General features: G+C 39.5%; 16 protein-coding genes and 1 pseudogene. 2 read left to right on the top strand and 15 right to left on the bottom strand.

What is annotated here, in order from left to right:
• Nucleotides 1–246 precede the first annotated feature (246 nt).
• From HMPREF9088_RS07295 to HMPREF9088_RS07355, 13 genes and pseudogenes are all read right to left on the bottom strand, one after another.
• Complete coding sequence (locus HMPREF9088_RS07295; protein ID WP_007208551.1) at nt 247–1,986, bottom strand: ABC transporter permease/substrate binding protein; 1,740 nt, start codon at nt 1,984–1,986, stop codon at nt 247–249.
• Complete coding sequence (locus tag HMPREF9088_RS07300; RefSeq protein WP_040366759.1) at nt 1,979–3,196, bottom strand: quaternary amine ABC transporter ATP-binding protein; 1,218 nt, start codon at nt 3,194–3,196, stop codon at nt 1,979–1,981. Before HMPREF9088_RS07300 ends, HMPREF9088_RS07295 begins: the two co-directional genes overlap by 8 nt.
• A gap of 221 nt (nt 3,197–3,417) precedes the next feature.
• Nucleotides 3,418–4,053 carry a GntR family transcriptional regulator gene (locus HMPREF9088_RS07305; RefSeq protein WP_040366763.1) on the bottom strand — a complete coding sequence of 212 codons (636 nt, stop codon included), beginning with the start codon at nt 4,051–4,053 and terminating at the stop codon, nt 3,418–3,420.
• 16 nt (nt 4,054–4,069) lie between these two features.
• Nucleotides 4,070–5,008: a riboflavin biosynthesis protein RibF gene (gene ribF / locus HMPREF9088_RS07310; protein WP_007208554.1), complete on the bottom strand. Its 939-nt coding sequence runs from the start codon at nt 5,006–5,008 to the stop codon at nt 4,070–4,072.
• Nucleotides 4,995–5,933: a tRNA pseudouridine(55) synthase TruB gene (gene truB, locus HMPREF9088_RS07315; RefSeq protein WP_007208555.1), complete on the bottom strand. Its 939-nt coding sequence runs from the start codon at nt 5,931–5,933 to the stop codon at nt 4,995–4,997. Before truB ends, ribF begins: the two co-directional genes overlap by 14 nt.
• A gap of 160 nt (nt 5,934–6,093) precedes the next feature.
• A complete protein-coding gene (gene rbfA / locus HMPREF9088_RS07320) occupies nt 6,094–6,441 on the bottom strand; it encodes a 30S ribosome-binding factor RbfA (protein ID WP_007208556.1) in 348 nt (115 codons plus the stop codon).
• 16 nt (nt 6,442–6,457) lie between these two features.
• Entirely contained in the window at nt 6,458–9,076 is a 2,619-nt protein-coding gene (gene infB, locus HMPREF9088_RS07325) for a translation initiation factor IF-2 (RefSeq protein ID WP_007208557.1), read from the bottom strand.
• A gap of 12 nt (nt 9,077–9,088) precedes the next feature.
• Nucleotides 9,089–9,391 (bottom strand): YlxQ-related RNA-binding protein, encoded by a 303-nt coding sequence (locus tag HMPREF9088_RS07330; protein ID WP_007208558.1) that lies wholly within the window; start codon nt 9,389–9,391, stop codon nt 9,089–9,091.
• A complete protein-coding gene (gene rnpM / locus HMPREF9088_RS07335) occupies nt 9,384–9,680 on the bottom strand; it encodes an RNase P modulator RnpM (RefSeq protein WP_040366765.1) in 297 nt (98 codons plus the stop codon). The genes HMPREF9088_RS07330 and rnpM overlap by 8 nt, the downstream gene beginning before the upstream one ends.
• 93 nt (nt 9,681–9,773) lie before the next feature.
• Nucleotides 9,774–10,830 (bottom strand): annotated as a pseudogene (gene nusA, locus HMPREF9088_RS07340) (transcription termination factor NusA); the annotation flags it as partial.
• Between the two features lie 21 nt (nt 10,831–10,851).
• The gene (rimP, locus tag HMPREF9088_RS07345; protein ID WP_040366767.1) at nt 10,852–11,325 is read right to left on the bottom strand and encodes a ribosome maturation factor RimP; all 474 of its coding nucleotides are present in this window, start codon (nt 11,323–11,325) and stop codon (nt 10,852–10,854) included.
• Nucleotides 11,326–11,523: 198 nt separating this feature from the next.
• Nucleotides 11,524–13,476, bottom strand: a complete 1,953-nt coding sequence (gene thrS / locus HMPREF9088_RS07350; RefSeq protein ID WP_007208562.1) for a threonine--tRNA ligase — start codon at nt 13,474–13,476, stop codon at nt 11,524–11,526.
• Nucleotides 13,477–13,789: 313 nt separating this feature from the next.
• Nucleotides 13,790–14,986, bottom strand: coding sequence for a peptidoglycan bridge formation glycyltransferase FemA/FemB family protein (locus tag HMPREF9088_RS07355; RefSeq protein WP_007208563.1), 1,197 nt, complete (start codon nt 14,984–14,986; stop codon nt 13,790–13,792).
• Nucleotides 14,987–15,131: 145 nt separating this feature from the next.
• On the opposite strand from HMPREF9088_RS07355, the gene helD reads away from it, so the two are divergent.
• Complete coding sequence (gene helD, locus HMPREF9088_RS07360) at nt 15,132–17,405, top strand: RNA polymerase recycling motor HelD (protein ID WP_007208564.1); 2,274 nt, start codon at nt 15,132–15,134, stop codon at nt 17,403–17,405.
• 151 nt (nt 17,406–17,556) lie between these two features.
• Here the strand turns inward: helD and budA are convergent, their stop codons facing one another.
• Both budA and alsS read right to left on the bottom strand, forming a co-directional pair.
• A complete protein-coding gene (budA, locus tag HMPREF9088_RS07365) occupies nt 17,557–18,258 on the bottom strand; it encodes an acetolactate decarboxylase (protein ID WP_007208565.1) in 702 nt (233 codons plus the stop codon).
• Nucleotides 18,259–18,274: 16 nt separating this feature from the next.
• Complete coding sequence (gene alsS / locus HMPREF9088_RS07370; RefSeq protein ID WP_007208566.1) at nt 18,275–19,939, bottom strand: acetolactate synthase AlsS; 1,665 nt, start codon at nt 19,937–19,939, stop codon at nt 18,275–18,277.
• 327 nt (nt 19,940–20,266) lie between these two features.
• Between alsS and HMPREF9088_RS07375 the strand changes: the two genes are divergently transcribed.
• Nucleotides 20,267–20,959, top strand: a complete 693-nt coding sequence (locus HMPREF9088_RS07375) for a hypothetical protein (RefSeq protein WP_211205539.1) — start codon at nt 20,267–20,269, stop codon at nt 20,957–20,959.
• The last annotated feature ends 111 nt before the right edge of the window (nt 20,960–21,070 follow it).

Raw genomic sequence — 21,070 nt, forward strand, 5'->3', positions numbered from 1 at the left:
TGTTTTATTATATAGATATTTATTAAATATGAAAAAATATATGATTAAAAATTTGCTTTAACAATACCTGTTAGCATCGACCAATCCTCTCAAACATCCCGCTCGCCTTCCTCATTTTTTGTGTATTGCCATTTCATACATGGAACGCAAAACAAAAAGACCAGCAAATTCAAAAGTTTGAGCAACTTATGAATTTCCGGTCTTTCTGTCTTTTAACTGAACCATATTGACTCAGCTTTTATCATCTTATTTCGTCCATTCGTCGACTTTCTCTTGGTTCGCCTCGATCCAGTCTTTCGCAGCTTGTTCTGGCGTTTGACCATCGTTTATGGCCAACATCACAGATTCAATGTCATCTGTCGTCCATTCAAAGTTATCCAAAATTTGGTTTGCTTCGGGAAAATCATCAGCGAACCCTTTTCTCGTCATTGTATGGATACTTTCTTCGCCACCCATTGTGCCTTGTGGATCTTCTAAATACTTCAAATCATACTTAGCAAACATCCAATGTGGTGACCAACCAGTAATGACAATTGGTTGTTGGTTTTTATACGCTTGTTCTAAGGCGACCATCATCGCACCTGAAGAAGAAGTCGAGACGGTCCAATTTGAAAGATTAGCATAGGTTTGTTGCGTCGTTTCTGCTGCAGCAACAACACCCGCACCAGGCTCAATCCCTACAATCGTTTGATTCGCTTGATCGGTTAGATCTTCGATTGAATCCACATCCATATAACTAGGAACGACTAGTCCCAGTTTTGCACCTTCTAGGTTTGCACCTAAATCAGTGACCTGGTCTTTGTACTTATCATATTGCGCTTTATGCGTGTTAGGTAACCAAGCAGCTAGCATCGCATCAGATTGTCCTTTAGCGACAGACTCCCACATAATCGCATTGTCTAACGGTGTGATATCTACTGTGTAGCCTTGCTCTCTCAATATTTCAGCCATGACGTTCGTTGAGGCAACTTCAGTGTCCCATTCAACATAAGCTAGATGAATGGTTCCCTTTGATGCATCATTGGCTGATTGAGTGGTTTTCGTTTGCCAAACATTAACAAAAATGGATCCTAAAATGGCTACGACTGATACCAATGCTACGACACGTTTGGTTTTTTTGCTGATCTGTCCTTGTTCCTTTTTGTGTGAGGGCTTATTAATTAATTGGGTGAAGCGGTCCATCACGATAGCCAAGATAACTAAAGCTAGCCCATTAACGAAACCATTGCCTACTTGGGCATGTTGCAATGCTGATAAGACACCTCTACCTAGCCCAGGTGCACCAATCATTGAAGCAATGACGACCATGGATAATGCTAACATTGTCGTTTGATTAATCCCAGCTAAAATTGTGCTTTTGGCAAGCGGTAACTCAAGCTTAAACAACCGTTGCTTGCCTGTACTACCAAATGAATCTGACGCTTCGACCAATTCTTTCGGAATTTGACGAATCCCTAAATTCGTGAAACGAACAGTAGGTGGCAATGCAAAAATAACTGAAGCAAAGACCCCAGGCACCATACCAATGCCAAAGAAGGCTACGGCTGGAATCAAGTACACAAAGCCGGGCATCGTTTGCATAAAATCAAGGATTGGCTGAATGATTTTTTCAGCACGATCGCTTTTCGCCATCCAAATACCAAGCGGTACCCCGATAATGATCGACACTACGCTTGAGACAATAACTAAGGTCACGGTACTCATCAAGTCTGACCATAAGTTTTGATTGTAGATATATAAAAGGCCAATCAAACTAAACAACACTAAGCCCCATTTTTTCCCGGAAATGATAAACGCAATCAGGCTGACGACTAGAATCAGCACAAGTGGATGAATCATCATAAGGACATCCGTAAAGCCATTCATCACGCTAGAGCCACTGTCTTGAATGACCTGAAACAGTCCTGAAAAGGTATTTGTCACCCAATTTGTAGCCCTTTCAACCCAATTTGCAACAGGTATTGCTTGTTGTAAAAAGTTACTCATTTGTCACGTCTCCCTCTTTTTCATTTACTGAAGTCTCCGTGTCCGCTAAAGCTTCAATGACACTCCCGCGAATCACGACGCCCATCAAGCGATCTTGTTCATCAACAACGGCTAATGGCGTCGGTGAATCATAAATTAATTTAAAGATGTCGGTTACTAAAGTATCTGGATGAACTTTTTTGACATTTTTATCGATGACTTCTTTTAGTGCTTGACCATTTTTACGGGCATCAAGTGCCGACTCAGCGGTCAAACTACCTTTCAGTTGGCGCTTTTTGTCCGTCGCTAATAGCATGCTGACTTCTTCTTTACGCATCCGATTTAAGGCAACATTTGGTCCATCAATTTCAATATTGGTGGTCAACGCTGGCACCATAATGTTCGCAGCAGTCAGAACTTTAGAACGGTCGACATCTTCGACAAATTCTCGTACAAATTCGTTGGCTGGATTGGTTAAAATTTCCTCACCTGTACCAATTTGCATAATTTGACCATCTTTCATTAAAGCAATTCGATCGCCAATTCGTAGTGCTTCATTCAAATCATGTGTAATAAATATAATGGTTTTTTGAACTTTTGATTGTAGCTCCAAGAGTTCATCTTGCATTTCTCGACGAATAAGCGGATCTAAAGCTGAGAATGCTTCATCCATTAGTAAAATCTCAGGATCATTCGCTAATGCTCTTGATAAGCCTACACGCTGTTGCATTCCACCGGAAAGTTGGTCAGGATATTGGTCTTTAAAAGAAAGTAATCCTGAGTTTGCGAGGGCTTGTTCAGCTTTCACCGTTCGTTCTTCTTTCGGCACACCTCTTACTTCTAATCCATACTCAGTATTTTCAAGAATCGTTCGATGTGGAAACAGACCGAAATTTTGAAAAACCATATTAATTTTATGGCGACGAATGTCACGCAAGGCTTCTTTATCCATTTTTGCGATATCTTCTCCATCAATAAATACATCGCCATATGACGGTTCAATCAAGCGATTAATTAAGCGTACCAAGGTTGATTTCCCACTGCCGGAAAGCCCCATGATCACAAATATCTCGCCTTCATTCACTTCAAAGTTGGCATCGTACACCCCAACTGTCGCGCCTGTTTTTTCTAAAATTGTTGTTTTGGCTTCATTTTTTTTAACAAGTTCGAGTGCCTGTTGCTGACGCTTCCCGAAGACTTTAGTTAAATGTTCTACACGAACTTTGATCAAATCTTTCACACTCCCTAAAAATTTTCATGTTTTATTCAAACTGACCTTTCAATGTTAACATCGTGTGGTCACTTTGTCAAAAAATTAAGAAGCAATTAAGACAATATCTGCAGCTATATTCAATTAGCTACAACGAAAGACCAGAAAATCCAAAAGCTTGAGAAGCAACTTCTGGATTTTCTGGTCTTTCGATTTCTAACTGAACTATATTTTCTAGTTTATTACTCATAAAAGAAGCGCTGAACGCGATCAAAAACAGTCTCTGTCCCTACAAAATACAAATGATTCCCAATACTAAGCTTGGCGTATGGCCCAGGTGACAACAAAAGTTCTTTATCCGTCTGAATTGCAACGATCGTGGCACCTGTTTGATGCCAAAAATTTAGTTCATTAATACTTATTTCTAAATTTTGTGCCTGAGAAGTCAATTCTATTTCATAAGGAACAAAGGGCAATTGATCGTGAACATTTTTAGTACGTGCAACGAGTTGGTCTAATAATTGATTTAAGTGATTGGTTTCTGTGCGCTGCCTCTCGATGCTCGCTTGCATCTGTTGGCGAATGGATAAAATAGACTGACTGGCTTTAAACTGTGTAACATATTCCGCCGCCTTCTCCTTGGACACAACAAAAGCACCACTGCCATGCTTCACATCCATTATCCCTAAATCAACCAATATACTGATCGCTTTTCGGGCTGTCTCAGCAGAAACATTAAAATGAGTAGCCAATGTCGAACGCGCATGAATTTTTTCCCCTTCAACATATCGGCCTTCCACAATCCGCTCCGATATTTCAACGGCTACTTGCTGGTAACGTGGTAGCTGACCCACTCGCTCATTTGGTTGCTCACTCATCTGGATTCCTCCTTGCTCAATTTCCGAAATAAGTCCGTGTATCTTTTTCATCTTGTTGTAACTGATCAATCAATGCCTCCATCGACGGAAAAGCGACCTGTTCTCTTAAATAATGTACCCAGCGAACGCGAACATGCTCGCCATAAATATCTTGATGGAAATCTAAAATATTTATTTCGACAGTTACCGGACGATTTTGTTCAAAGGTATTATTCGTGCCAATCGATCCCATTGAAGGGAACCAAGTGTCTCCTACTAAGATCTCAGTCACATAGACCCCTTCTTTGGGCAGTCGCACACTCGCCTTTGTCTGAATATTGGCTGTCGGATAGCCTAATGTGCGGCCTCTAGCATCGCCATGAACGACAATTCCTTCTGTTTCATACGTTGTTCCTAACATTGCGGTCACTTCTTCCATTTCTCCATTACTTAACGCTTCACGAATATTTGTTGAACTCACTTTTTCTCCTGCCAACGTCTCTTTCGGTACAGTCACAATCTCAAAACGATTTTTAGCGTATTCTGCTAAATGTGGCATATCTGCGATGTCTTTTGGACCGTATGTATAGTCAAATCCCGCTACGACAACTTCCGCATGCCAACCAACAATATATTGATCTACAAATTCTTGCGGCTTTAATCCCGCAAAAGCTGACGTAAAATCAACAAAAAACAAGAAATCCACACCATTTTCGGCCATTTTTTCTTCTTTTTGCTTCAGGCTAGTCAAGTACTTCATAGTGTCAGGATTGATTTTTTGAAAGACGATGGACGGGTGTTGATTAAATGTCATAACTGCCAATTTCAGGCCTCTTTGATTGGCAATTTTGCGACCTGTTTCAATTACTTTTTGATGTCCTTTGTGTACGCCATCAAAAAAGCCCAAAACCAAAACGATTGGTTCGTCTGGTAGCTGATCTTGATGGTAAGGATGTCTAATTTCAATTACGTTCATCTTCCCACTCATTTCGTATAACTTTTAAAGGTTTTAATTGATCACTGTCTTCACGATAGGTAGCATAAATACTGACCACTTTTTCATGATAGAAAATGGCGATCGGTTGGTTCGGTATCTGAGTTAAACCAAAATCCGCTGCACTTAGGCGCATACCATTTTTCACTTTGGACCATAAGGCATCAGAAATGGCGACTTGTTCAAAATTTTTCACACCAAATTCAATTGGAAGCAAATACTTGTCAACTGTACCAGCTTCTTTATAAGTAGCTACTTGTGCAAGTGTGATGGCTTGCTCTTTCGTAAATCCGCCACTTGCTAATCTAGTCAGCTGTGACATATGGGCCGGATAACCTAATGCTTCACCCAAATCAACTGCCAACGTACGGATATAAGTTCCCTTACCGCAATGGACTTGAAAATTCCAAGATTGAGTTTGTTGCTCCTCGTTCCATTTGGGTTCTGAGATGCGTGTGAAGGAGTCAATGGTTACTTTGCGGATGGGGCGTTTAACTTCCTCATTGTTACGCGCGTACTCGTACAAGCGCTTGCCCGCGACTTTGACTGCAGAGTACATCGGCGGAATCTGAGTGATTTCCCCAATAAATTGAACCATCGCATGATCAATCTGATCTTTCGTCAGCGGCTCAGTGACAGGCTTTTTCTGTACTACTTCGCCGGAAAAATCTTCCGTCGTGGTACTGTAACCCAACGTTACTTCACCTTCATAAACCTTTCCTTCGTCAGAAAGGAATTCAATGACTTTTGTTCCTTTGCCAATAAAGATTGGCAATACACCAGCGACATCAGGATCAAGCGTACCCCCATGACCAATTTTTTTGGTTTGCAATATTTTTCGTAATTTAAAAACGCAATCATGACTGGTCATGCCAGGTTCTTTCCATAATGGTAAAATGCCGTCCATGCGTTCACTCCTTTTTCTTATTCAACTTTTCTATTATAGCATATGATAGAAATCGGTCCCATGCAATTGCTTTCTCTTTACAAGTAAAATTTGTTCAATCCTAAAGAAATACTAAAAAAAAAGCGTGTGACAAACATCGGTCACACACTCTTTTATGCGGTTACTCTTTATTTAGGTTACGCAATAGTTCATCGATTTTGTTTCCATATTGAACGGATTGATCCAATTCAAAGATCAGCTCTGGTGTTTTATATAGTGACAATCCTTGTCCTAATTCTCTACGAATTAAGCCAGTTGATTTTTCCAAGCCCATTTGTGCTTTTTGGCGATCAGAAGTCAAGTCTGAAAGGATACTATAATAAATTGTCGCTTGTTGCAAATCACCTGTCACATGAACATCGGTAATCGTTACTTCTTGCACACGTGGATCTCTTACTTTTTTCCGTAAAATATCATTTACTTCTCTTAAAATTTCGTGCGCCACTCTTCTATCGCGATAGTTGGCCATAAGTCATCCTCCTATACTAGTCGACTTTAATTTCTTCCATGATGAAGCCTTCGATGACATCATCCATTTTTAAATCATTGAATTTTTCGATCATCGCACCACATTCAAATCCCATGCGAACTTCTTTCACATCGTCTTTGAAGCGTTTCAAGCTTGCTAATTGTCCTTCGTAAATAACAATGCCATCGCGAATAACGCGGACACCACTGTCACGGCGGATAAAGCCTTCAGTCACATAAGCACCAGCGATGGTACCGACTTTCGATACTTTATACATTTCGCGAACGATCATTTGACCAGTAATTTTTTCTTCAAATTCTGGATCAAGCATCCCTTTCATCGCTGTTTCGATTTCTTCGATTGCTTTATAGATGATGCGGTGTAAACGAATGTCGACTTCTTCAGCATCGGCTTGTTGTTTTGCTTGGGCTGTAGGTCGAACGTTAAAGCCGATAATGATTGCATTACTTGCGGCTGCAAGTGTCACATCACTTTCGTTAATCGCACCAACTGCTGAATGGACGATATTTACTTTCACGCCTTCAACGTCAATTTTTTTCAATGAGGCAGCTAATGCTTCAGCTGAACCTTGTACATCTGCTTTGATGATAACATTAACGGCTTTTAGTTCACCTTCTTTTAAGCTATCAAATAAGTTTTCTAACGTTACACGGCTACTTGAAGCACGGTGCTCTAGCAATGCCCGTTTGGCACGCTCTTCACCGGCAGCACGAGCTGACTTTTCGTCTTCAAATACTACAAAGCGATCACCCGCTTGTGGTACATCGTTAAGACCAGTAATTTCGACTGGTGTAGCTGGGCCAGCTTCTTTGTCACGGCGACCAAGGTCATTAGTCATGACACGGACGCGACCAAATGTATTACCGACAACAATCGGATCCCCTACACGTAGCGTTCCTTGTTGAACCAATAAGGTTGATACTGGACCTTTGCCTTTGTCTAAGCGAGCTTCGATGACTGTACCGATTGCTCGTTGTGTTGGATCTGCTTCTAAGTCTTCCACTTCAGCAACCAAAAGAATCATTTCAAGCAATTCTTCAATGTTTTGTCCAAATTTGGCTGAAATTTCTACAAATATGGTGTCGCCACCCCATGATTCAGGAATCAATTCATATTCACTAAGTTCTTGCATCACATGTTGTGGATTCGCACCTGGTTTATCAATTTTGTTTACAGCAACGATAATTGGTACTTTCGCTGCTTTCGCATGGTTGATTGCTTCAACAGTCTGTGGCATAACACCGTCGTCGGCTGCAACGACCAAGATAGTGATATCGGTAATACTTGCACCACGAGCACGCATGCTTGTGAAGGCCGCATGTCCTGGCGTGTCTAAGAACGTGATTGGTTTACCGTTAATATCAATTTGGTAGGCACCGATATGTTGGGTAATTCCGCCTGCTTCACCACTTGTTACTCGTGAATGACGCAAGGTATCTAACAAGGTAGTTTTCCCGTGATCGACGTGTCCCATAATCGTTACGACTGGTGGGCGTGATACAAGGTTTTCTTCCTTTAATTCTTCTGGTTCAAAGAATTTGTCGATATCAGCAATATCCACTTGCACTTTTTCTTGGGCTTCCATACCATAATCAGTTGCCAATAATTCAATTGTATCTTTGTCTAATGGTTGGTTTTGGTTCACCATCACACCTAACATAAATAGCTTCTTAATTATTTCTGCAGGCTCGCGGTGAATTTTTTTCGCAATCTCAGCCACGTTCATGCCTTCTGTATACTCTAAAACATCAGGTAATTCACGGAATTTACGAGCCGGTACAGCTGGTTTTCTTTCTTGCGATACATTTTGGCGTCCTTTTTTGCCGCGTTTGTTAAATTTTGAGCGGTTTTGATTGTTACCAAAATTGTTATTTTTGTTGCGGTTATTTGAGCGATTTGCTGGTTTGTTACGATCTTGCCCATTATTGCTCGCGTTGTCAAATTTTGCTTCCGGTTTCGCTGGGCGCGTAGCTGTTTGTGCTGGGCGATTCGCTGTTTGTGCTGGGCGATTCGCTGTTTGGCTCTTTTGTGCAGCAGGTTTTGCTGTCGATTTTGTATCGCGAGGGGCATTGTTTTTTGGTTTTGATGTTGCTGTAGGTTTATTTTGATTCATATTTTCGCTATTACGTCCTTGGTTTGTATTCCGATTTTGAGGACGATTGGTTTGATTCGCCTTTGCTTGACCAGTATTCGGTCGTTGATCGGTACCTTTGTTTTCTGTTGGTGTTGATTTGATAGGTGCTTGAGTTGGTTTGGTATCTTTTGTTTCCACTTTAGAAGTTGAATTCGTCCGATTACCTGTATTCCCTGTAGCACCCTTTGTTCCTCGGTTATTGGTATTGATACGTGGTGCTTGATTTTTTCTATTTTGAAATTTTGGATTGTTTCGTTGCGATTGAAATTTTGGTTCAGGTTTATTGGTCGGATTGGTTGATTTTGTTTGTCCCTCAGTTTTCTTCGGTTGCAGTGACTGCCGGAGCTGCTTCTCTTGTGTTTCTGAGATAGCACCCATATGGTTAGTCACATCAAAGCCTAATGACTGTGCTTTTTCAACTAATGATTTATTTGAGGTATTCAATTCTTTGGCTAATTCATAGATTCTTTTTTTTCCCATATAATCACCTTCCTATCCTGAGATTAATTCCTCGATTCTGCTTGCAAAGCCTTTATCTAGGATGCCGATTACCATTCTTGGTTTTCCGATGGCATTGGTCAACTCCTCAGCTGTATAACAATCAAAAACAGGAACGTTGTAATACGAGCATTTATCTTTTACTTTTTTCTGGGTGTTTTTTCCTGCATCACTTGCTAGTAGCACGACTTGCGCTTTATTGGAGCGAATGGCTTGGATTGTCAAGTCTTCACCAGATATGATTTTGCGCGCGCGTGTAGCTAATCCTAGTAGGTTTAATACTTTTTGCTTATTCATTAGCAAATAGTTCTTTTCTTGCTTTTTGATGCGTCACGTAGGCCAATAGCTCTTCGTAAAAGGCATCTGTTAGCTTGACTTCTAATACACGGTCTAAAATCTTCTTATCCCAAGCTGCTTGTGCTTCTTTGGGATCCAAAGCAATATAAGCACCACGACCAGGCATTCTACCTGAAGGATCGATGGCTACTTCGCCTTCTTTCGAACGCGCAATGCGGACCAATTCTTTTTTGGGAAAAAGCTCTCCGGAGACAACTGATTTTCTTAAAGGAATTTTTCGTTTTTTCATCATAATCCCCCTTTTTTTGTTACTCTTCCGTTTGCTCTGCTTCAAGTGTCGCTACTTCGGTGTCTTCACTCACATCAGCCTGTGCTTCTTGACGATCTAGTTCTTCGTAAAATTCAGCCATATCTGATTCTGATTTAATATCGATCTTATGACCAGTTAATTTCGCTGCTAGACGCGCATTTTGGCCACGTTTACCAATTGCTAGTGACAATTGATAGTCAGGTACAACGACTGTACAAGCTTTTGGATTCGTTGTATCAAATAATACATCCGTGACTTCTGCAGGGTTTAAGGCATTCGCGATAAAGATAGCTGGATCTTCATCCCACTCCACGATATCCATATTTTCCCCTTTTAATTCGTTTACCAGTGCTTGAACACGTTGGCCTTTTGGTCCGACACATGTCCCTACTGGATCGATATTTTCATCGTGTGAACGAACGGCAATTTTTGAACGATCGCCGGCTTCACGTGCAATGCTAACGATTTCGACTGTACCATCATAAACTTCTGGTACTTCTTGTTCAAATAACCGACGTAGTAAATCTGGGTGGCTACGACTAACAAAGACTTGCGGTCCTTTTGACGTATTTTCAACACGTGACACATACACTTTGATCCGGTCATGTGGTTGGTAGAATTCATTGGCCATTTGATCTTGTTTAGAAAGCACGGCTTCGATTTTCCCAAGGTTAACGTAGATGTAGCGACTATCCTGGCGTTCAACAATCCCTTGCATAATATCTTTCTCATAGGCACTAAACTCATTATAAATAATGGAGCGTTCTGCTTCACGGACACGTTGCAAGATGACTTGTTTTGCCGTTTGAGCAGCAATTCGTCCAAAATCTTTTGGTGTCACTTCGAAACGGATTTTGTCGCCAATTTCGTATGCAGGATTGATCGTCATTGCTTCTTTTAAGGACACTTCAAGCTGCGAATCCATTACTTCTTCTGTCACTTCTTTGACAGCATAGACATGGATATTTCCTTTTTTACGGTCAAACTCCACTTCAACATTTTGCGATTGTCCATAGTGACGTTTGTACGCTGAAATTAATGCGGCTTCGAGTGCATCGATAACAATATCTTTTGAAATTCCTTTTTCTGCCTCTAACGCATCTAGAGCGTTCAACATTTCTTTACTCATTTTGTGATTGATCCTCCATTATTAAAATTGAATTGCTAAACGAGCTTTCGCAATATTTTTTCGTTCAAAGGTTTGGGTTTTGGTACGTGTTTTGATTCGATAAGTCAAAGTCAATGTCTCCGCCTCAACCGCATCTAAGATTCCTTCATATTGCTTTTCCCCGTCAACAGCTTGGTAAAGCGATAGATGGACAAATGAACCCACAGCTTTTTCATAATCTTTTTCTTTCTTTAGCGGACGTTCCGCACCGGGTGAAGAAATTTCAAGAAAATACGCTTGCGGAATTGGATCGGGATCAATGCTATCAAGTTTTTCACTTAACATCTCACTTACCCAAGCACATTCCTCAATATCAATGCCTTCTTCTTTGTCTATAAAGACTCTTAAAAACCAACTCTTGCCCTCTTTGACAAACTCTACTTCTACTAATTCAAAATGCTTTGAATCTAAAATAGGTACCACTAAATCGGTCACAGTTTGAACCACTGTACTCAACAGCTATCGCCCCCTTTTTATTGAATACTAGGCTATCATTTCATTAAAAAGAGTGAGGGATAAATATCCCTCACTCAACCTAAGTATCATTACATTCGCAATCATAGCATATTTTCCTTCTAAATTCAACCGTTTGTGATTAGATCACTCTTTGACCAACAGTTGATCCTGTTATTAGAATGAATACTTATACGCTTTTTATTTATTATCGTTACCAGTACGGCTGTAATTTTGAACATCTGCAACAATTGCATCTACAAACATATTAAGCTCTTCGACTGCTGTTTCTTTGCTGCCATAGCGACGGATATTGACTGTCGCATCATTCATTTCTTGATCACCAACAACTAATTGATACGGAATTTTTTGTGTTTGTGCTGCGCGAATCTTGTAGCCCATTTTTTCATTCCGACCATCAACTTCGGCACGAATTCCTTTTTCTAGTAATCGTTCTTTCACTTCGTAGGCATATTCACTGTGTGCATCGACTGATACTGGAATAATTTCGACTTGGACTGGTGCTAACCAAGTCGGGAATGCACCTTTGTATACTTCAGTCAAATACGCAACAAACCGTTCCATTGTTGAGACAATCCCGCGGTGAATCATCACTGGGCGGTGGCTATTTTCGCCATCTTCACCGACGTATGTTAATTCAAAACGTTCAGGAAGTAAAAAGTCTAATTGAATAGTAGACAATGTTTCTTCCATTCCTAGCGCTGTTTTTACTTGAACATCTAATTTTGGTCCGTAAAAGGCTGCTTCACCTTCTGCTTCAAAATAATCCAATCCTAATTCGTCCATCGCAGCTTTGATCATTTTTTGCGCATTCTCCCACATTTTATCATCATCAAAGTATTTGTCTGTATTATTAGGGTCACGGTAACTCAAACGGAATCGATAATCGTCAATCCCAAAGTCTTTGTAGACAGCAGTCATTAAATCCAATGTCCGCTTGAATTCTTCTTTGATCTGGTCCGGTCTCACAAATGTATGACCGTCATTTAATGTCATTTCACGTACCCGTTGCAAACCAGATAACGCACCCGATTTTTCATAGCGATGCATCATACCTAGTTCCGCAATGCGGATTGGCAATTCACGATACGAGTGAATATCATTTTTGTACACCATAATGTGGTGTGGACAGTTCATTGGTCTTAAGACCAACATTTCACCATCTCCCATGTCCATTGGTGGAAACATATCTTCATGGTAATGATCCCAGTGACCAGAAGTCTTATATAGATTCACATCTGCCATAATTGGTGTATAGACATGCATATATCCTAGGCTGACTTCTTTATCTACGATGTAGCGTTCAATGATGCGTCGAATAGTGGCACCTTTTGGTAACCAAAACGGCAAGCCAGAACCAACTTCTTTTGAAACCATAAATAAATCTAGTTCTTTTCCTAATTTGCGGTGGTCGCGTTCTTTTGCTTCCTCGCGCATACGGATAAACTCTTTTAAGTCTTTTTTGTCAAAGAATGCTGTTCCATAGATTCGTTGCATCATGTGATTGTCAGATTTTCCGCGCCAATAAGCACCGGCTACTGATAATAATTTGAAGACTTGAATGCGACCAGTTGATGGCACGTGTGGACCACGGCACAAATCGACGAAATCACCTTGCTTGTATGCTGTAATCACTTCATCCGCAGGCAATTCAGTAATTAATTCCACTTTGTAAGGATCACTAGCAAACAACTCCAGTGCTTCCTCTTTCGATAAAACCATGCGTTCGATTGGATGATTTTCTTTGATTACTTTCATCATTTCTACTTCAATTGCAGGTAAGTCCTCAGCAGTAATCGGATGCTCCCCATTATCAGTATCATAATAAAAGCCTGAATCAATCGCTGGTCCTACACCAAAATGAATCCCTGGATACAATCGGTGCATCGCATGCGCCATTAAATGCGCAGATGAGTGACGCAATAAAGGCAGAGCATCTTCATGATCAGGAGTCACGATTTCAATTTTTGCATCTTCTTCTAATGGGAGAGTTAAGTCAACTAATTTGCCATTCACTTTACCCGCTAGTGCTTTTTTCACTAGACTTTTCGAAATGCTTTCGGCAATCTCTTTTGTTGTTACTCCCTGTTCAAATTCTTTTACAGCTCCATCAGGAAATGTAATTTTTATCATCAGTCTTCCTCCTTATTTTCCTCTGTTGTAAATAAAAAGTCCTAGTAGAGTCATGACTCTACTAGGACGAATAAACGTGGTTCCACCTAATCTTTAAATACCAAACTGGTATCTCTCAACGTGATAACGGTGCGACCGCTTCTGCTTCAACAGAAGTCTCGAAAGTGGTCCGCAGTTGGTTTTCTTCCAAGAGTGTCTCAGCCTAGCACTCTCTCTCTGATGGAGGACTCTCAAATTTGGGTGTCTTTCTCTTCAATCTTTATGGATTTATTTAACCACTAATTAAACGCAATTGCAAGAGCTAGCTTTTCAATTACCCTCTCATTTTAACTTGATAGGCCTTTTTCATTGCTTTGTAGATTAGCCAATTAGAGGTTCGTAAGTTAAATTCTCCTGAATACTCATGAATCAGTGGTTGGAAATTCTTTTTAAACTGAATCAGACCATCATTAAGGTGACCATCAATTCCGCCTAAATTACAATAGGTATAGCCCCTCTTGCCAGCTTGAACAATTGATTCATACCACGTGTAGTAAGCTGGCATATAATGCTTAAAGGCTTCATCCATGCCTGCATAAAGCAATTCACACGTATCGCCATAAGGGACGGTCAACGTTCCACTAATGTAGCGTTCTTTCTGCCCATGTAGTGTAATATCTTGATCAAGTTGCACGAGTTCTTTTTCTAAACTATTTTTTGTTTCGACTAATTTATTCTTTTTCTTTATTTGGTTTTCAGCGAGATTTGCGATTGCTTGCTGATTTTCAACTAATAATCCTTGAACCACTTGTCGCCGTTTTCCGGGATTAATTTTCCCTACTATCAGAAAAGAATCTGGATAGACTGTTAATAATTTACGAAAATAGGCTTCGTTTCTAAGGGAAATGCCTTTTCGATCGGCAGTTTTCTTCATTAACTCTGCAAATATAGCAACTTTTTCCACGCCGCACATTTCAAGTTCCACTCCGCGTTTTTTGGCCGTTTGTACACCTTGGCGCCCTTTTTTGGTCAAGCGTTGCAACTGATACTCCTTGCATTCAACGACTGCTTGAAAGCGAGGTTGAATGGTCGTATGCAAATCCAATGTTAACGGCTCATGTTCAAAACCAGCGTCCACAAGGGTTTGGACTTTCTCTTGATTGCTAATCACTGGTTCCTCGTCCATCTTAAAAGCAGAACGCAAAATAGGTGGATCTAGACGAACAAAGACAGCGTGATGCTCTTTAGCAATTCGTTTTAATTCTTTGACAAAACCTGTGACCGCTTCTTTTTCATATGCCATGATTGGACCTTTAGGAATGTAAAAAAAGGATTGTCGTAAAGGTAACTGTTTTTTTAAGATTAATACTGTCCCGATCAATTTTTGATTCGCATAAAATCCAAAGGGTAAGCTTTGCCAACCAGTTTTAATTTCTCCCCACTGATACGATTGCAAAATCGTTGCTTGTTTCAAGCGATGATGGGCAAGTGTATATTCTTCTTCAGAGATGTGTTTTAACTCGTAGTTCACAAACTCTTCCTCCTAATACTATGAAAATCAAACAAGCCTTATAATAAAAGAGATGCCTTCGAAAGTCAAACAAAGGAAAGTTTCTTGATGGAATACGTGCAAAACTATGCTATACTTTTAAAGCATCTTTAAGGAGGTACTTTCTATGAATGAACGAGATTACGAACGAAAACACCTAAGCAAAACGATTGATCTGATTGCAGGTGAAGAAGCGTTAATCGAAAAACAACAGCAAGAATTAACGACAAACTTACAGTCAAAATTAAAAGAGTTAACTGACAATAAAATCAATACCGGTAACGAAGAAGCATTTTACGAATCCGTGATAGCTTATCAAGAACACGAGAAAGAAGTGCAACTAACCTACCAAACAACAGAAGCAAAACAAAAACGTCTTACTACCCTTGCAACAATGAAAAATGCGCCGTATTTTGCGCGTATTGATTTCACTGAAGATCAGGATGCTAAAGAAACGCTGTATCTAGGGATCGCATCCTTGCGCGATATGACTGATGAACCTGTGATTGTCGACTGGCGTGCCCCGATTGCCAATTTGTATTACGAAGGCGAGCTAGGTGAGACCTACTACGAAACCGATCAAGAGCGCTTTGATGTGACACTCTCATTAAAAAGACAATTCAAAATTCAAGATGGTCAACTGATTTCAATGGTTGATACATCCGAAGTTATCAATGATGAATTTTTACTAGAAATATTAGATGAAGCATCCAGTTCCCAAATGAAAAACATTGTGAGCACCATTCAAAAAAGTCAAAACGAGATCATTCGTGACACTGAAAACCGTATCGTTTTAATTGAAGGTATTGCCGGCAGTGGTAAAACCAGTGCCTTGTTACAGCGTGTCGCCTTTTTACTTTATCGCCACCGCAAATGGTTAAAAGATTCGCAAGTCTTACTTTTTAGTCCAAATCATTTGTTTTCAGATTATATCTCGATGGTCTTACCTTCTTTAGGAGAAAGTGAAATACCGACCAAAACCTTTGTCGAATTTCTACATGAATTATTACCTAACTATACACTGAAGCAAAAAGACACTCAGGAAGACACCTTTTTAACAGGCGATGAAAATAAAATCGAAACGACGAAAAATAGTTTGGCCTATCTGCAAAAAATCAAGCCCTATATTCAAAGTATCCAAGCATTTGGTCCTCTTTTCAGAAACATTAGCCTGAATGGAAAAGTCTACATTGATAAAAAGACAATTCGCCAATGGTATTTGCAAACCAATGACTTGCTTCCTTTATACCAACGCACGCAATTATTACAAGAAAAGCTACTAAAAAAACTAGGTGGCTTAGTGATGGATGAAATGCGGCAAGAGTGGGTCAAAGAATTAGCAGACGAAAAGCTTATCCAATACATGAAAGATCATCCGCATCAAGAATACACGGAAGCATCGGAAAAAACGCTCTTAAAAAAAATTAAGCGCAGTATTGTGCAAAAAAGATTTGCAGCGATGAAGCGTACGATTCAGTCTTTCCGTTTTATTAATTTGCCGATGCAGTACTTTCATTTCTTGCAACAAGTGACACCGACATTGGAAAAAGACTTACAAGTAGCGCCTGAACAGTGGGCCGAACATCTCAATCAATTAAAACAAGATTTCCGAGACAAAGCACTAGCAAGTGAAGATGCCGTATTGTTTTTCTTATTACTAAAAGCAGTTTTCCCAATCGACGTGACCCAAAAAGCACGCTTTATTTTTATCGATGAAATGCAAGACTTTCCACCGGCCCAAGTCGCCTTATTGAAGGAACTTTATCCAGATGCCGCTATAACCTTATGTGGAGACTTAAACCAAAAAGTACTAGGTAACGATACGATTGTCGACCATTTGACCAACCTTTTCCCAACGCAGAAGGTAAAAAGGTATCAATTAACGACGAGTTACCGTTCAACAGCCGAAATCACAGCCGTGGCCAATCAATTTTTATCTCAAGACGACACAGTGAAGCTGACTGCTCGAAATGGCGAGAAGCCACTCGTATGTCTAGGATCAAGTGAGGCTCAACGCACCTATTTACTAAATGAGCTAGCACAAAGACAAAGCCAGCCTTCGCATTGGCGCACAGCAATCATCACAAAAACAGTCGCCGAAGCACAAAATTTGTATGAACAATTTGATGAAGATACCAAGCAATTCGTACAGCTAATCGATACAGAAGATACCTTTATGAAACGATCCACAATTATTATCCCAGCCTTTTTGGCTAAGGGCTTGGAGTTTGATGAAGTATACGTTTGGAATATTTCCAGCGACTTTACATCGACACATGATCAGTTAATCTTATATACAATGATTAGTCGTGCGATGCATCAGCTAACCATTCTAAGTGACAATCAATCACCGTTACTTAGCAAAATTGATAAAGAATCAGTTACCTTCAAACCCATTTAAAAAGGGATTGTGACAAAAGAATTTTGTGCCACTGATTCTGAATAAAACTATAAATCATCTACACGTAAAAAGACCAGAAAATCCAAAAGTTTGAGAAATAACTTCCGGATTTTCTGGTCTTCCTTTGTAACTCGACATTTTTTTTGCCGCTTTATTCTGATAAACTAATTTCTTCTGCTATATTTGAATAATCAAATTCAGTATCTAAAAATTCAGCTTCTTTAGGAAAGTCTTGAATAAGGTTTGCATAATCTTGAATTTCAACCGTTACATCTTCCACTACATAATCAAGAACATGTCCGCCAAATTTTTGATCATCCGAAATAAAATGAATATGGAACCCAGCTACTGAGGTACCATGAAACAACGCCGGTGAATAGAACCCAACAATCGATCCTTTTATTTCGTCTGCATAGAAATTAGGTTGCTCTACTTCCGAAAAACGAATATAAGGAGGTTCTTGCTTAGGCATAGCGCGAGTATGCATTTTTTTAAATGTACCTGAAATTTTCACACCGGCAAAAAGATTTTTACTGCGCATTTTATCTAAAATCAACGCTTCAACCGCTTCATTATCAAGCTCATCTTGAATGGTGAACGTATGATTCGCATGAAAATGTGCAATCGCTCCGTACGGTAATTTTTCTTCTCCTTCTAAGTGAACAACATAACCTTTCGCACTCATCTTAAAAGCTTGACCATCTAAAACGACTAATTCGCCATCGACGCCATCCATCGTTCCAATTCCGAAATCACCATGTTTTAAGAAATCATTAATGGTATCTGTACCATCCATAGCCCCTGCCATTAAGGAGCCAATTGTTCCGTATTGATATAAAGAATTTTTTGACATTCTTTTTCACTCCTAATTAATAAAATTGATCGGGCAAGATTGCTTCACCTAGCTCTTCGTTTGCTGAGTAGTCGACAGGAATATCAATAATCACTGGACCTTCCGTCGCAAATCCTTCTTGAATAGCTTTCGCTAATTCGTCTTTTGATGTTGCTCGTAGTCCTTTTGCACCAAACGCTTCTGCATATTTCACAAAATCAACTGGTCCAAAATTCACTCCTGATGAGCGATCGTACTTCATCACTTCTTGGAACTCAACCATATTGTAACGACCATCATTCCAAATAAGATGTACAATGTTTAGTTTTTTGCGTACAGCTGTTTCTAAATCTTGAGCTGAGAAAAGGAAGCCACCATCACCTGAAACAGAAATAATTTGCGTATTCGGACGAACCAAGGCTGCACCAATTGCCCAAGGAAGCGCCACACCTAACGTTTGCATCCCATTACTAAATAAGAGCTTACGTGGTTCATAACTTCTAAAATGACGAGCCATCCAAATATAGTGACTACCCACATCGACCGTCACTGTCATTTCGTCAGTAACCGCATTTTGTAATGTATCAATAATATCTAAAGGATGCAATAATCCTTCTGTTTTGATTTCAGGAACTTCGTCTCGTTCGACTAGTTTTTGTTGCAATTCTTTCAAGTATTCTTGTGAATCGTTTGGTAGTTGGTACGTTTTAATTTCTTCTGTTAATAAATCTAACGTATCAGAAATACTACCGATTAATTCTCTTTCTGGTTGCATGTATGGATCAATTTCAGCTGGGATTTTATCTATTACTATTATACGAGCATCTTTTTCTGCGTTCCAGTTACGCGCTTCATATTCAATCGGATCATACCCAACTGCGATCACTAAATCACTACGTTTTAGTAACATGTCTCCTAATTGGTTTCTAAATAAGCCTACACGACCGAAGAAACGATCTTCCAATTCTCTGGAAATGACGCCTGCTGCTTGGAACGTTTCAACGACTGGCAATTTCGCTGTTGATACCAATGAACGAATGGCGTCACTTTCAGCCTCACTAGATCCACGCATACCAACTAGCAATACAGGTAATTTTGCTTCTTTAATGCGTTTGACCAAATAAGCAATATCTTCTTTTGATGCAGAACCTAGTCGCGGTTTACTTAATGGTCGAATGCTTTCGCCTTTGACAGGTGCATCTACCACATCTTGCGGAATACTAATAAAGCTAGCGCCCTTTTTATTGGTGCGCGCATTACGATACGCATTGGCAATCACCTCAGAAATTGTTTCTGGATCTTGAATTTCAGCACTGTATTTTGTGATTGGTTTAAATAATGCCGCATTATCCATGCTTTGATGTGTTAATTTAAGTAGATCGCTACGTTTTACTTGACCAGCAATTGCTAACACTGGGTCTCCTTCTGCTGTAGCTGTTACTAATCCGGTTGCCAAATTACTTGCACCTGGGCCACTTGTCGCAATAACGACTCCCGGTTTGCCTGTAATACGTCCAACAGCTTGGGCCATAAAAGCCGCATTTTGTTCATGACGAGTAACAATCAGTTCCGGCCCTTTATCCTCTAAAGTATCGAATACTCGATCTATTTTTGCTCCAGGTATACCAAATACGTAATCAACATCATGGTTAATCAAACTATCGACAACCATATCTGCTCCATGTTTTACAACAGCGGACATCTGTAACACTTCTTTCTTTAATTGTTATATTTTTTTATTGTTTTTGAAAAAAAAAACCATTAAATTGGCGTTTTTCTGTTTCAATAAATGCAGTATAACACAAGAAAATAAAAATGGTTAGTGTTTTGTTTCAGAAAATAAAAGTATTTTTTCAAAAAAAGCGTCTCTTAACAGCTCCCTGGCAAAAAAATTAAAAAAATTTTCAATACTATTTTGTTTTTTCTTATTTCTCTTTCTTCTATCCATTTTTGTCCTATCATCTTTGTTTTTTTATATGTCACAAAAATAAAATATGATATGATAAGCACAAGATCTTTATTGAAGAGGGTGAATGAATTGTTCGGAGATGCTATAAAGTTGCAACCTTTTGACCGTATCTTAAGTGGTTTTGATAAGCTAACAGAGCTTGCCGTCTCTATTTCTGATTGTTCCAAAATTACTGAGAAATATCGCTATCTAGGAATAACCGGCTACAAGATTGGGGATTTTTCTGGTAATTGTTTTATAAATCGTTATTTACCTTGTGAGTTTTACCGTGTACCAATGTTGATTTATCGTTCTCGCTATTTGATTCCATTGGTCTTTCGCGATTCACCAGAGTCACACTTACTTTTTCAAGAATCATATCGTATTCCATCGTTAATTCAGCTAATTGATTGGGAACTACACTTTAATCCTAAATCAATCATTATTGATTCAGTGGCGAATAACTATTCCTATGCAGAAAAAGAATTGTTTGTACTTGATACAGGCTACCTCACATTTCGTTTGGCCGAAATTATAGATGTGGCAAGTTTCCCTGTCAGCAAGATGGCTTCTTATGAAGAATTTTTAAGTTGGAATCGCGAGGCTCATTTGTTGGACAATGGTCATAAAGGACGTCATAGTATGATTTTAAATATTGATAATGACCGTGAACGCACGGAGTTACAGTTAGTATTAGCAATCATTCAAAATAAGTACCCACATAAACAATTATTTCAATTGCCACAAATAAATAGAATTTCAGAAAAAATCTGATTTCTTCTATCTTTTGTAACTATTAAAGAGTGCTGGACAGAAATAATTCTTTGGTTTAACCAAAACGGCGAGACAGATTAGCAAGTTAGGAAAAATAGACCAGAAAATTCA

The organism is Enterococcus italicus DSM 15952 (assembly GCF_000185365.1).
Taxonomy (GTDB): domain Bacteria; phylum Bacillota; class Bacilli; order Lactobacillales; family Enterococcaceae; genus Enterococcus_G; species Enterococcus_G italicus.